The 14,592-nt window shown below is 36.1% G+C and carries 9 protein-coding genes; 4 read left to right on the forward strand and 5 right to left on the reverse strand.

What is annotated here, in order from left to right; all coding sequences use genetic code 11:
- The first annotated feature begins 42 nt into the window (after positions 1 to 42).
- Genes AAGD59_RS06065 through AAGD59_RS06075 form a run of 3 tightly spaced genes read left to right on the forward strand, consistent with a single transcriptional unit; the run spans position 43 to position 2,996 of the window.
- Positions 43 to 327 (forward strand): BolA family protein, encoded by a 285-nt coding sequence (locus AAGD59_RS06065; protein WP_341812916.1) that lies wholly within the window; start codon positions 43 to 45, stop codon positions 325 to 327.
- Between the two features lie 7 nt (positions 328 to 334).
- A complete protein-coding gene (gene metC / locus AAGD59_RS06070) occupies positions 335 to 1,576 on the forward strand; it encodes a cystathionine beta-lyase (RefSeq protein ID WP_012673299.1) in 1,242 nt (413 codons plus the stop codon).
- A complete protein-coding gene (locus tag AAGD59_RS06075) occupies positions 1,551 to 2,996 on the forward strand; it encodes a Mur ligase family protein (protein WP_265027887.1) in 1,446 nt (481 codons plus the stop codon). The genes metC and AAGD59_RS06075 overlap by 26 nt, the downstream gene beginning before the upstream one ends.
- Here the strand turns inward: AAGD59_RS06075 and AAGD59_RS06080 are convergent.
- From AAGD59_RS06080 to AAGD59_RS06100, 5 genes are all read right to left on the reverse strand, one after another.
- Positions 2,967 to 3,677: a ComF family protein gene (locus AAGD59_RS06080; protein ID WP_015589276.1), complete on the reverse strand. Its 711-nt coding sequence runs from the start codon at positions 3,675 to 3,677 to the stop codon at positions 2,967 to 2,969. The genes AAGD59_RS06075 and AAGD59_RS06080 overlap by 30 nt on opposite strands.
- Before the next feature lie 115 nt (positions 3,678 to 3,792).
- Positions 3,793 to 4,437 (reverse strand): hypothetical protein, encoded by a 645-nt coding sequence (locus tag AAGD59_RS06085; protein WP_141457257.1) that lies wholly within the window; start codon positions 4,435 to 4,437, stop codon positions 3,793 to 3,795.
- Between the two features lie 54 nt (positions 4,438 to 4,491).
- The gene (uvrA, locus tag AAGD59_RS06090) at positions 4,492 to 7,287 is read right to left on the reverse strand and encodes an excinuclease ABC subunit UvrA (RefSeq protein ID WP_341812917.1); all 2,796 of its coding nucleotides are present in this window, start codon (positions 7,285 to 7,287) and stop codon (positions 4,492 to 4,494) included.
- A 634-nt stretch (positions 7,288 to 7,921) separates the two neighbouring features.
- Positions 7,922 to 8,434 carry a hypothetical protein gene (locus tag AAGD59_RS06095; RefSeq protein WP_015589273.1) on the reverse strand — a complete coding sequence of 171 codons (513 nt, stop codon included), beginning with the start codon at positions 8,432 to 8,434 and terminating at the stop codon, positions 7,922 to 7,924.
- A 95-nt stretch (positions 8,435 to 8,529) separates the two neighbouring features.
- Entirely contained in the window at positions 8,530 to 11,544 is a 3,015-nt protein-coding gene (locus AAGD59_RS06100) for an AIR synthase-related protein (RefSeq protein WP_265027886.1), read from the reverse strand.
- Between the two features lie 99 nt (positions 11,545 to 11,643).
- On the opposite strand from AAGD59_RS06100, the gene AAGD59_RS06105 reads away from it, so the two are divergent.
- Positions 11,644 to 14,307, forward strand: coding sequence for a PD-(D/E)XK nuclease family protein (locus AAGD59_RS06105; RefSeq protein WP_174516936.1), 2,664 nt, complete (start codon positions 11,644 to 11,646; stop codon positions 14,305 to 14,307).
- The last annotated feature ends 285 nt before the right edge of the window (positions 14,308 to 14,592 follow it).

Consider the following 14,592-nt stretch of genomic DNA (forward strand, 5'->3'; position numbering starts at 1 on the left):
TGGGATGACAAGAGGAGCATATTGTTGCTTAAAGAAACCATTATGAATATTATTAAAACGATAGAAGAAAAGATACACGATTCGATAGATGTAATTGATATCAACATTATCGATGAATCAGCAAAGCATGCTGATCATTATTTTGCTTCATCTTCAACACTACCTTCACATATCAAGCTAATATTGATATCTGACAGCTTTATCGGAATGAACACTCTCAAAAGGCATAAATTGATCTATGAATTATTAAAGAGTGAGATAGAGCTAATACATGCAATTTCTCTTCACTTGTATACGCAAAACGAGTACAATTTAAAAAATAAATAATAAAAATGTGAAGGAAGAGTCTTTATTAGTTAAAGCAGGAAGAAAATTTAAGGACTATAAAGGTTCTATGAACCCGCCAGTTTATCATTCTTCTACCATATTATTCCCTACTTACAAGGACTACTTAAATGCAGCAAATGGAGAAAGTATATACGATGTAATCAACGATGATGTTGCAAGAGATTACAGCTATAGTAATGTTGGTACTCCCACTGTTCATTATTTTTCAAATGCACTGGCTGAAATTGAAGGGAGTGGACAAGCGCTTATTTTTCCTTCCGGACTATTTGCACTTACTTTTGCTATTTTGACTTTCACTAAAGCAGGTTCTCATGTTTTAATTCAGGATAACAGTTATTACCGACTCAAGAGATTTGCCGAAAATGAGTTACCAAACAGGGGAATAGAAGTAACTTTTTATGATCCAACACAGGATATAACTGATTTAATTCAGAGTAATACTTCATTGATAATGATCGAGACTCCTGGTTCTGTAACGTTTGAGATTTCGAATATAGAGCATATAGTAAAAGTTGCTAAAGAACGTGGAATCGTAACCGTTTGCGACAATTCATGGGCCACTCCTTTGTTATTTAAGCCGCTTGATTATGGAATTGATGTTGCACTATATGCGGTAACAAAGTATCTAGCCGGTCACTCAGATTTATTGATGGGGACTATGATTGCTGAAGGTGAAATTTTTAAATTGCTTTATGAGAGCTATAAAAATTATGGAGTAACCATTCAATCGCACGACTGTTATCTTGCACATAGGGGACTAAGAACACTGCACACACGTATGAAAAAGTACCAAAATACAGCAATGGAAGTGGCAAAGTGGCTAGAAGCACAGCAAAAAGTTAGAAAGGTTTTATATCCAGCACTTCCCTCCCATCCTCAACACGAATTATGGAAAAGTTACTTTAAAGGAGCAAGCGGCGTATTCAGTATAGTATTGGGTAGAGAATATTCATGTGAAGAACTAAGCTGCATGGTTGATCACATGAAAATTTTTGGTATCGGTGCTTCTTGGGGAGGGTGCGACAGTTTGATATTACCAATAGATCGTAGATCTATGTCAAGATCTGTAATGAATTCAGATTATGGTGGAAGTTTTATACGGATATTTTGTGGACTGGAAGATCCTGAAGATTTAATCTTTGACCTTAATGACGCACTAAAAAGGTTACCATGTTTAGACTTTCAAAACGATGAAGTAGGACATGAAACTGAGAGAATTACTGCATAACATTATTGATGTTAACTTTGATATTGAAATCAAAGGCGTCACATGTAATCCCAAGAAAATCAAGGAAGGTTATCTTTTTGTTTGTGTGTCAGAAAGGGATAGGATTTACATAGATCAGATATTATCTTGTGGAGCTAAAGCGATAATTGCAAGTGATTGCATAACAGAAGCTTCAAGCCTTGGTATCATTCCAACGCGTGATGCTGGAATCTGTATCTTCCACCCAAACCCTCAAGAAATATACAGCGAAATAGTCAGCAGGTTTTATCAATTCAAACAGCCAAAATATGTTGCTGCTGTAACAGGCACAAATGGCAAGACTTCAGTAGTAGAATTTTGCCGCCAGATCTGGCAAAACTCTGGCTATAATGCTGCGTCTATTGGAACAATTGGAACATGCATCAATAATGGCAGAAAAGGTAATAGCAACAGCCTTACCACTCCAGGTGCAGAAGACCTTTACGCAACATTGCGTGGTATAAGTGTAGAACACTTAGTGTTGGAATCATCAAGTCATGGGATTGATCAATACAGAATCCATGGATTAAAGTTGAGTGCTGCAGCTTTTACTAATTTCTCGCAAGATCATTTAGATTACCATAAAAGTCTTGGTGGATATTTAGAAACTAAAAAAAGGTTATTTTACGAAGTATTACCAGAAGGAAAAACAGCGATTTTAAATGCGGATATAGATGAATACGGCGCATTGCTTAAAATAGCTGAAAAACGCAGTAATAAAGTTGTGACTTATGGAAAAAAAGGCTCTGATATTACTTTATTAGAGCAAATACCAACTCCAAGTGGTCAATACCTTACAGTAAAAGTTGATAACCAAATTTACAATACATTTTTCCCAGTTTTAGGAAAATTTCAAGCATATAATCTGCTATGTGCAATTGGTATATCTGGATTAAATTACAGAGAAATATGTGTGGATAAACTCATTTTCCCGTCAGGAAGAATGGAGAAAGTGAAACCTTTTGCATTCGTGGATTACGCTCATACTCCAAGTGCGCTTAAACAAGCCCTATTGTCTTTAAAATGGCACTTCAATAAAAAAATAGTTCTAGTTTTTGGATGCGGTGGCAATCGTGATCAAACAAAACGCGCAGAAATGGGTAAAGTAGCACAAATATATGCAGACAAAGTGATAATCACGGATGACAATCCGCGTGATGAGAATCCTGCAGAAATTCGTCGTGGTATTTTACTACATTGCCCTGATGCGCTAGAGATAGAAGATAGAAGAGAAGCTATAGAGAAAGGAGTAGATATTGCCTATAATGAGGGTATGATTCTGCTAGTTGCAGGAAAGGGGCATGAAGGATACCAAATCGTGAGCGGCCAAACTTTTGAATTCAGTGATGTTGAGGTTATTAAAAATCACGTTTTAACATGCTACCGTTCTTGCAAGCGATAGCACTCTCACTTCTCTTGCACCAGAATTTAAAATTTCTTGAGAGCAGGACCTTACAGTTGCTCCAGTTGTTACTACGTCGTCAACTAATATCACGATTTTATTTTCGATAATTTTCTTGTTGCTTATGCTAAAAGCCTTCTTTAAATTTTTTTCACGCTGCTTAAGTGAAAGACCAGCCTGAGGGATAGTATGGCGAGGACGTTTTATTGCAAATGGCGTATAGGATAAATTGGATAACTTAGTCAACTCTTTTGCAAGCAGTGCTGCTTGATTATATTTACGTTTAAACAAACGCATTTTATGTAACGGTATAGGAATTACGACCTCTGCGTTCTGAAACGTATCCTGATTAGCTTGGTGTATCCACTTTGCATAGATTTTTACGTAATTCAAATTATCAAAAAATTTGAAATTTATAATCATGTTTTTACTATGTTGATCATAAGCAAAAACTGATCTTAATACTTTAAACGGTGGAGGATTGATGATGCACTTACCACACGTATAAATATTGTCTGAGATTACTACGCCACAAACATTGCAGTAATGCTTAGTTAGAAAATTGATTTTTTTGTTGCATTCACTACACAGATTAAGATTTTCATCAATGATACATTCGCAACTTACGCATACGCTTGGAAATATGAGATTTGTAGCTTTTTTTAGTAAGAGAAGGTTCACAACTCATTAAATATATTATAAAATAATTTATATAGTATAGCTAAAGTAACTTAAGCTTACACTCTTTCACTTTTTATTCCATTTCAATATAGTTCATGCTGCTGAAAAGCAGAACTTATAACTCAGTTTGTGGTATACCATTGACTGAAGTAGTCTTTGAATTATCCTTAGATAAAAATTGATGTTTTTCTGGCTTCTGTACTTCACTCAACTTACTTTGCACTTTGTCACAAGCCCACACAAGTGGCGTTATGATTGACGCGGCAGCCCAAATGATAGCAGCGCAAGCATAACTTACAATCTTGTTAAATACTCTAGCTACTGCATTAGCACAATCTTGCCCCATTTCTAAAAATATGTTTGAATAATTAACGAATGATTTTGTATCCGTTTTAAAACAATAGTCCCCTGTTATTTTTGACAATAACTTGACTGGAAAGTATGACAAACATGCCACTATCAAAAATAAAGGTTGCAATATTATGTTGGCTGCTAAAATAGCACTCAGTGCACACAATGAATACACTTTCTCTGCTCTGTAACCCACGTATTCACAATTATCATTGTTTTTATAATACTTGTTATAATCATCTTTACTCTCAACTCCACAAATTACATCTTTCACAGGTCCTAGCACATTATCAACGTAATGTACGGACTTATAGAAACTACTTTCTGGAACTAGTGTGCAATCTTCTGCTCTCTTAGCAGGTACAACTCCATATTCAACGTACCTTTTAAAGTATCGATATACTGACATTACCCTCTCCAAATCATAAATATGCAACATAGTCAATAATGATTAAGAAATAGTTTATAATAAATATGTTTTAAGATACCTGCCTGTAACACTTTCTGGAATTTTTACCACTTCTTCTGGAGTTCCAGTAGCAATCACTTCTCCGCCTTTTATTCCGCCCTCTGGTCCGATGTCTATTATATAATCTGCAGTTTTTATAACGTGCAAATTGTGCTCGATAACTATAACAGTGTTTCCCAGATCGACTAATCTATGGAGTATTTTTAGTAAGTTATTTATATCTTCAAAGTGTAATCCAGTTGTTGGTTCATCAAGAATATACAATGTTCTTCCGGTAAATCGTTTTGATAGCTCTTTAGATAGCTTTATTCGTTGTGCTTCCCCCCCAGACAACGTTGTTGACGACTGTCCGAGTTTTATATAGCCAAGTCCCACTTCCTGCAAAGAAACCAACTTTTCTTTTACCATTGGAAGGTTTTCAAAAAAAACACAAGCTTGATCTATCGTCATATCAAGCACATCAGAGATTGATTTTTCTTTATAAGTAACTTCCAATGTTTCCCGATTATACCTTCGCCCTTTACATTGCTCACACTTCACATAAACGTCCGGTAGAAAATGCATCTCTATCTTTAAGTGCCCATCACCTTTACAAGCCTCACACCTTCCCCCTCTGGTATTAAATGAAAACCGGCCTATATTATATCCCCTTGCTTTTGACTCCGAAAGACCTGCAAACCAATTTCTTATATGAGTGAACATACCAACATATGTTGCTGGATTTGACGCAGGAGTTCTACCAATTGGCGACTGATCAACTTCTATAACTTTATCTATATATTCAAGGCCTTCTATTCTATCACACTGACCATACCTTGCAGACGAATGATGTATCTTATGTGCTGAATATTTATATAACGTTTCTATGACTAAACTTGATTTTCCCCCTCCTGATATTCCAGTAACACAAATAAGATTCCCTATAGGAAATTTAACGTTCACATTTTTTAAGTTATTTTCACATGCATTTATTACTTTTATGAACTGAGTTGCTTGCTTTCTTCTCCTTGGAATTAAAATTTTTTTCTCTCCACTCAAATATTGCCCTGTTATGCTCCCCGAATTTCTTTGCACCTGGTCTGGTGTTCCTTCTGCAACAACTTTTCCACCATTTACGCCAGCTCCAGGACCAATATCAATCGCATAATCAGCAGCCATTATTGTATCTTCATCATGCTCAACAACGATTACAGTGTTACCCATGTCTCTTAAGTTTTTTAGTGTGGCAATTAACCGATCATTATCACATTGATGAAGGCCAATCGAGGGTTCATCAAGAACATATAAAACCCCCGTTAATCCTGAGCCAATTTGCGAAGCAAGTCTGATCCTCTGACTCTCGCCGCCAGAGAGAGTGCTAGATTCTCGATCAAGCGTTAGGTAATTCAACCCTACATTCTTTAAAAATGTTAGCCTCTTGATTATTTCACTTAGTATTTTATTTGAGATTTGCTTCTGTTGTTCTGTGAGCTTGTCTGGCAAATTTTCAAACCACTTAAGGGATTCATCGATACTAAGCCCTGATATTTCACCTATATGTTTGCTATCAATTTTTACTGTAAGCGCTTCTTTTCTCAATCTATAGCCAGTGCATTCTCTGCAGTGAGTAACAGAGCAATATCGCTCAACAAGCGTTTCATCATAATCCATCTGGTTTTCTAAGATACTGACCAAACCTTGAAATTTACCGAAGCCAAAGAGTATCATATCTTTTACTTCTTGATCTATGTTCTTCCACGGAACATCAAGGCTAAATTTACAATTTTCAGCCAGTGATAGAATTGCACTTTTTAAAAATCCATAACCTGTGTGCACTTGACGGAACATTGATCCCACTGGCTTTAAAGCGCCTTCAGATATTGAAAGAGTTTCATCTGGCACTATCAGCTTCACATCAATAGCCAGCTTTTTACCAAGCCCATTACACGAACCACATGAACCGTAAGGGCTGTTAAAAGAAAATAATCTTGGTTCTATTTCCTCAAGAGTGAAACCAGACTCGGGGCATGCAAAATTCTCTGAAAAAGTCAGAATTTGACCATTTTTATACTCGGAATGATGGTTGTCAGGTAGGTTTACTATTTCTACATACATTAGACCATTACCAAGTTTTAGTGCGGATTCTATACTACTTGGCAGTCGATTTCCTATATCGCCCAATATTGATATTCTATCTGCAACCACAAAAATGTCGTGTTTCTTGTTCTTATCGAGTTTAGGCAAGTCATCTACATTGTACACTTCACCATCTATTTTGAACCTTACGTAACCTTGTCTTTTAATTTCCAATATCTCTTTAAGATGTTCTCCCTTTCTACCACGCACAACAGGGGCAAGTATATATATCTTAGTTTCTAAAGGTAACGCAATTATAGTATCTACAATTTGAGACACCGTTTGTTTTGTTATTGGTAATCCAGTTGCAGGTGAATAAGGAACTCCTATTCGTGCATATACTAAGCGCAAGTAATCGTAAATTTCGGTAACAGTTCCAACTGTTGACCTTGGATTTTTTGAGATCGATTTCTGGTTGATAGATATTGCAGGAGAGAGACCTGTAATCGACTCAACATCTGGTTTATCCTGAATGTTGAGAAATTGACGCGCGTAAGCTGACAGGCTTTCAACGTACCGGCGTTGGCCTTCTGCATAAATCGTATCAAATGCAAGGCTAGACTTGCCAGAACCACTTAGCCCAGTTATAACAACTAGCTTATTTTTCGGTATATTGACGTCTACACCTTGCAGATTATGTTCCCTTGCGCCCTTAACTCTGATAAAATCGTCCATATTATACCATATAGCGTATTAACCATTATAGCCTCAAAATACGTGAATTTATAGTGATATATTGATTTTCTATTGATTTTTTCAACTGTTACGGAGAATTAAGCAGCGTTTGATAAATCGTCATTCCGCTACTTGTTAGCGGCTGAGATACCGCGACGGTATGACGGTTAAGTAGGCCAGTGCCCCTATGATGTCATCCCAGTGTCAAGCACATAGCTGTACGAACGTTGTAGTTTAGGAGCAATTCCCACCAGTGGGCCAGTGCCCAGACACTGGTTCTATGCAACTTAATTAAAAACGTTTGTTTTAGCGTAAGACAACTACCTTTAGCTCATCAGCTCAGTTATAAGCAAAATTTCTGGATTCCAGACTGGAATGACACCATTTGCTGTGCAATTTACCTTCAAAAATGAATGTTCGTACAGCTATGTGTCAAGCACTGGGATGACACCATTCTTTTTTCTGGATTCCAGTGTCTGGGCACTGGAATGACACCCCCCTGATAGGCTCAAATCATAGTGTTTGTACAGTTGTGGGTTTAGGCTACCTATAAATTCTAAACTGTTGTTACGTATTAGGACCACCAAATACACCCCCAGGACCCAAAGTCAGTTTAGCTATATCAGAAAACAGGTTATGTGGAAATCTTAAAATACTTCTTGTTCGCCAAGCAAAATAAATACATTCCTACAAACAAGCAGATGCTCAATACTGACACATAAGAAAACTTAAAAATTAAATCTCTAATGTATATTGATAAGCATTTACCTGCAGAAAATTTGTATAGTAATCCAACACATACAACGGCACTATCAACCACTGATGCTATAATTAAAGTAATGAAATTTGCCATATGAAAATTCAACTTGGACTTCAATTTTTCAAAAATAATTATGCTTGAGAGAAGAGATACTAAAATTGCAGTATATGAAATCAATATCATCAAATTAAAACTTTGCCATTTAAAAACACAACATAGCGCTATACACACTATTAAGTTGTACGTAGCTTTGCTTCTGCCATAAAATTCAACCATTGAATTTACAACTAAAGCAGCTCCCACAAATAAGGCAGCACATATCATCAATTTATTTGAAGTGTTGAGTAAAGAAAGACTGATAAACAGGAGTATCGATAAAATAGACATAATTACCTACCCAAAATTAATAACATACATTCATTCTAAATAAACATTACATATAGTAAAAGAGTTATTTAGCATAATAAGAAAAATATTTTATATTAGCATGCCACATCTTTCAGATCTACTTTTAAAACATCCTTTATGTTTAGCACCTTTTTCTCTGTTACTTTGCCAATACATGAATAAACTGCACCTTCAAACAATTCTTCAAACCTCTTCTGATTTTGTGGTGCAATAGTAACCAAAATTCTACTTTGCGATTCAGAAAACATTATTATCTTGTTTATTATGTCTGTATTTTGTATTTTTCCTATTGGCACTAGTGAAAGATCGATTTCAGCACCAAGGTCTCCTGCAATTAGCGATTTTGCCAGAGCAATAACTAATCCGCCTAAGTTTGGTGCAATTGCAGAGGCAATTATGCCATCTTTTATTGCTTGGTTGTAACGCTCATACAACTTCCTAGCGCTCTTTGCATCAACTTTTGGTACGTTGTTATTACCTATTCCACTATATAACTGATATTCAGATCTACCAAGTTCATCAAGTGTTTCTCCAAGCACGTATATTAAGTCTCCCGGCATTTTCACATCAAGCGATACCGCATTTTCAATATTTTCTATAATTCCAATTGCTGAAATGAGTAATGAAGGTGGTGCAGATATCATCACTTTCTCGCCATTTTCATCATATCCCTTAAAGTCGTTAAACATACTATCTTTTCCGGATATGAATGGTGCTTTAAATGCGGTTGCGTAATCATAACAAGCCTCTGCAGCTCTCTTTAGCTGCCATAGCCTTTCTGGATTATAAGCGTCACACCAGCAAAAGTTATCGAGCAACGCTAGATGGTCTATATTTCCTCCTGCGGCTACATAGTTACGTATGGCAGTGTCGATCGCACATGCTGCCATATGGTAAGTGTCAATTTCCCCATAACTCGAGCCAAACCCTTGCGATTTTACAACACCTTTATTTGAAGAAAGGATTGGCCTTGAAACAATAGCTTCACTGCACACTCTTCCCTTGCCCTGCAGTGGTTTCAGCACTGACGACCCTTGAACCTCATGGTCATATTGCACCACTATGAACTCTTTACTGCATATGTTTGGTCTGCTCAGCATTTCTTTTAGTTCAACATCTATTGAACTAAGTGGGAGCTCAGAAGCTCGGTCTGGTGTCATGCAAGTAGCTATCCACTCTCCAGTCCACGGCTTTGTCTGTAAATGCATTTTAGGATTACCGTCATGCAGAAATTCAGTTTCGATGTCCATTATTACTTTCCCTTCAGGACATTTAACAACAGCTTTACCACTCTCATTGAACTCTCCAATCACACAAACCTCCACATCATGTTTTTTCATAATTTGCTTAAACATAGGAAGATTTTCTTCTGGCACTGCTAAGGTCATTCTCTCTTGTGATTCTGATATCCATATTTCCCACGAAGCCATACCATCGTTTTTAAGGAGAACCTTGCTCAAATCAACTTCAAATCCGTCTTTTCCCATTTCACCAATAGACGATGATAGACCACCTGCTCCGTTATCCGTTATTGCATTATAAAGACCAAGATCTCTTGCTCTTATGACGGCATTGGATAGTTTTTTTTGTGTTATGGGGTCACCAATTTGCACAATTGTTGAAGGGCTGTTTCCCGACAAAGCCTCTGAGGAAAACGTTGCGCCGTGAATTCCGTCCCTTCCAACTCTTCCACCAATAATTACGATTTTATCGCCATTTTTTGGTCCTTTAATGTGTGAAGGTGCGTTATTTATGTTGCGCGGAATAATTCCGACACTGCCAACAAAAACCAGCGGCTTGCCACAAAATCTATCGTCAAAATATACCGATCCAAGTTGTGTTGGAATACCAGAGCAATTACCAGCAACATTAACACCATGGATCACTTTTTTCATTATATATTTTGGCGGTAAGATCTCATCAGTGCGCTCTTTATCCCTATAAAATTTGCCTTTTGCTTCTTTGGCAAAGCAAAAGTAATAGGTATTCATTATAGGCTCCGCGCCTTTCCCGAAACCAACTACATCACGATTAACTCCAAGCACTCCGGTCATTGCTCCACCAAATGGATCAAGAGCTGAAGGGCTATTGTGGGTTTCAACTTTATCTACAATCAAGTAATCGTCATCAAAAATTATTCCTCCTGCGTTGTCAGAGAAAACTGACACACATATGTCAGAATTTATCTCACGCGTTGCACGCTTGATATAATGTGCGTATAGGCCATCTTTTATTTCATCAATGGGAGAGCAAAAGATATTGTGCTTACAATGTTCAGACCAAGTCTGTGCCAGAGACTCAAGTTCAATATCATATGGATTTCTATTAAGTTTTTTAAAGTAATCCTTTATAGCTTTCATTGCTGCCAGAGAGAGCCCTAAAGTGCCATTACCATCGATTCCATCTCTGCTGATTTTCTCAAGTTCTTGGTCACTTACATTTAGGTTAACAGACTTAGCCCCATTACTACTTGATATCACTCCAGTGCTCTCTTTTGTCATTCCTGTTTCCCCCTCTGTCATTCCAGTGCTTGACACTGGAATCCAGTTTTCATTATACAATTGCTTGAAATTTTCTGGATCCAAGTAGTCAAGCACTGGGATGACGCCTTTTAACTTACCGTAATGCCTCCAATAGTAATTGCCGTTTTCTTTATAAACAAGCGTGCAATACTCAGTGATAGGGTTGAATTCTTGCTTTATATCATCTTCAGTTGCTTGACTTAGAATCAATTTTGAACTTCTTGCTTTTATACAAACATTTTCATCAATGTAGTCCTTGTTTATTAAATATTCTCTAACAATTTGTTTCGCTGTGTTGCCTACATTATCGGTCATGCCAGGTAAGAAGCTTATTTCCAAGCCCCACTTTGCTTGTGGTTCTATGAAATCATACGGAACTTCTTCAAGGTTTTCATTGTAGGAATAATAACGGCAGTCTTGTATGACTTTATTATAAAATAGCCCGCAAATTTCTTCATATAATTTGGATGGTAATCCTTTGCGTATGTAAATCGAGTAAACGTTGACTAACCATCTGCATCCAATTTGCTCGCATTTATTTAAAACTTCTATTCTAATGTTTGCCATGTAATGTTATAAAAAATTTTAATATATAATAGCATACAAGCACGTTTATATTTTGAATAATTTCTATACAATAAAATATTGTATTAATTGTTACTGTTAGTGGGAAGAGTTTTTACCGTTAATGTGGATGAATCCCTTTTTGATGTGCTGGTTCAGCACATATTTTCTGAATATGAAAGAGAAAAAATTCCCGAGATAAAGGTCATACTTCCTTGCAAGAGGGATGTGATAGCGTTACTCAATGCATTCAAGAATTATAACGCTGAAAAATGCATAATTTTGCCAGAGATAGTTTCGCTAGAGAACATTGATGAGGAAGATTTAATATTAAATCTTGATAGAGTTAAAGTTATAAGTCCAATAAAAAGGACGCTGCTACTCATTCAATTCATATTGGAATGGAATAGAAAAAATAACGACAATTTCCCAGTTGATTTAGCTTATAGCCTGCCATCACTGCTTGATAAAATTCAATCTACCCAAACAACGGATTATGATCAATTTAATGAGCATTCAAAAAAAATAGAGAATTTCATAAGCTTACTCACTGAGACTTGGAGTAAAACTTTAAAAGGTTTAGAAGTAGTAGATATATTAAAACATAAGAGTGATTACATAAACAATATGATAATCTCTTTACAAAAAGACCAATATATAATCTTTGTTGGAATTGGAAAGGATAAGTCGTTAATTAAGGCTATATATGACCTGCCATTTGGAAAAATAATTTTGCCTAACCTGAATTTGAAAATTAAAGAGAAAGACTGGAAATTGCTTGATAAAAAACACTATCAATATTGTCTGAAAGATCTGCTCGATTATTTAAATGTAGATAGAAGGGATGTTAGCTGCTTGAACACTATAGAGAATGAAATAACTGACTATGTCTTTGATACAACTGCCGATCTAAGCAAAGTTAGTAGTGGACATGTTGGCAATATTGAAGTCATCACTTGTGATTCCAGAGAGGAAGAAGCACAAGTGACATCATTAATTATAGAAAATGAAGGTTATGAAAACATTTCTTTGGTCGTCTTTGATAAATTACTTGCAGCTCGTATAGCATGTTTATCAAGGCAACACAGTGCCATACCGGAAAATTACCCTTATATAACGCTTCTGCTTTATAGTATCGAAGTTTTGACCTCAAATTGGAGCAGTGTGTCATTACTTTCGCTCCTTAAACATAGGCTAGTGACTTTTGGTTACACTCAAGAAGAGTACACTCGGATTTTATCTGAATTTGAAATAGAGGTATTACGCAACTTTAGTACAAATGGCCTGAGCGATATTATAAATGCTATCAATGCCCATAAAAAGCTAAAACATAAAGAAGATATATTACTTATTATCAGTAAGTTAGAGGTTGTATTTAATCCTTTGCTTAACATTATAAATTGCCCTATTTCTGATGTGGTGGCAACTCATTTGCAGTGTGTTAATATGCTATCTGGTATAAATTTTTCAGAGCTAAATGGTGAAATAGGTAATTTCACCTGTAATTTCTTGAATGCATGTGAGGGTGTAGAAATTAAGTGCTCCTTAGAGTTATATAACCAAATTCTGACCTTATTTTTAGAGAAAGAGTTTTTCTCTGTAGCAAATGACTTAAATAAATTCAGCTTATATCACAACAAGGTTGTAATACTCGCTGGGTTTAATGAAGCGCCAAGCTTTCAAAGTCCGCTTTTGAATGCACTTACGAGAGAAAAATTTAGTCTTCCTTCTGCGCAAGAAGAGCAGGGGTATTTTTTTTATACTTTACACAATTTGTTTTGTGCAAGTAAGGTTTATATTACAAGATCGCTAAGCCATAGAAAACCAATTCTATTGCAGCGTTTGGAAATTATGTTACAGGGGTCAAAATATCCTTATCGTGATTGGCTAAGGATATTAAATACGCCTGAATGTACTGTTCCATGTACTCAGCCTATGCCAAAACCTCAAACCGAAGTTAGAAAAGAAAAAATGCAGGTGATGTCTTGCAGTGCAATAGAAAAGCTAATTCGTAATCCTTATTCATTTTACGTTGAATATATACTGGGCCTTAAACAATTAAGAGACTTGAATTTTAAGCCATCGATGTTGGAATTTGGCACTATGGTGCACAACATTCTTGCAAGATATTTACGCAACAAAAAGTCGCCAATGAGCATTGCACGAGAAACATTCTCGACTAGTCAGTTTAATTTTTCAAATATGTGGTGGATAAGACTACAGAGGGTAATTCAATCTTTTGTCGAACTTGATGAAACTCGAAGCAACTATGTTGAGTTGGAAAAGAGCTTTTCCTGTCCGATATTTCATATTCCAGTGCGTGATGCTGGTTCTTGTGATCAGTATGAAACTGCTGGGATGACAAATAGGCCACAAGAAATTTCACTGACAGCAAGATGTGATAGAGTTGAGTATCTACCAAGTGGGCAAGTGGCAATTATAGACTATAAGCTTGGTACACCACCTTCCAATGAAGAAGTAATGTCGGGATTTTTTCCGCAATTAATTTTACAAGCCTTAGCGGTAGAACATATAACAAAAAGAGAAGTCTCAGAACTTGCTTATTGGAAACTTGATTATGATAAAATAAAAGTTATTTCTATACAAAATTATAGATACAAAATGCAAGAATTAAAAAATGATCTGCCTGGTTTTTTATCTAATTATTTAAGTAATTCCACACCCTTTATTGCCTCTCCATATTTTGATAAATTCCTGAGATTTAACAGCTATAAACAGCTAGAAAGGGTAGGAGAGTGGTTGTAAATGGTGTCATCCGAGTAGCTGACACTGGGATCACCGCGAACCGTCATACCGCCACGAACCGTCATATCAACTATGTTTTTTTTAAATTTTTTGAATTTAGTTTTATTACAACTCTTGTTTATAATTTTGTATTTTTATTCAATTAGAAAATGCATTTTTGACAATAAACACCCTAATTTATCATAGAAAAATTTTATATCAAACAACAGTTACTGCTTAGATTTTATGGTTTGTGCTTTAAGTGTGTGTGGACGCACATATTCGTTAACTTATTTCCTATGCAGA

It is taken from the genome of Wolbachia endosymbiont (group A) of Cephus spinipes (assembly GCF_964026895.1).
GTDB lineage: Bacteria > Pseudomonadota > Alphaproteobacteria > Rickettsiales > Anaplasmataceae > Wolbachia > Wolbachia pipientis.

Excerpts from the sequence above, each read along its gene's own strand:
- AAGD59_RS06065 (WP_341812916.1), top strand. The coding sequence starts at position 43 with ATGAATATTATTAAAACGATAGAAGAAAAGATACACGATTCGATAGAT.
- AAGD59_RS06075 (WP_265027887.1), top strand. The coding sequence starts at position 1,551 with ATGAAACTGAGAGAATTACTGCATAACATTATTGATGTTAACTTTGAT.
- AAGD59_RS06085 (WP_141457257.1), bottom strand. The coding sequence starts at position 4,437 with ATGTCAGTATATCGATACTTTAAAAGGTACGTTGAATATGGAGTTGTA.
- uvrA (WP_341812917.1), bottom strand. The coding sequence starts at position 7,287 with ATGGACGATTTTATCAGAGTTAAGGGCGCAAGGGAACATAATCTGCAA.
- AAGD59_RS06095 (WP_015589273.1), bottom strand. The coding sequence starts at position 8,434 with ATGTCTATTTTATCGATACTCCTGTTTATCAGTCTTTCTTTACTCAAC.
- AAGD59_RS06100 (WP_265027886.1), bottom strand. The coding sequence starts at position 11,544 with ATGGCAAACATTAGAATAGAAGTTTTAAATAAATGCGAGCAAATTGGA.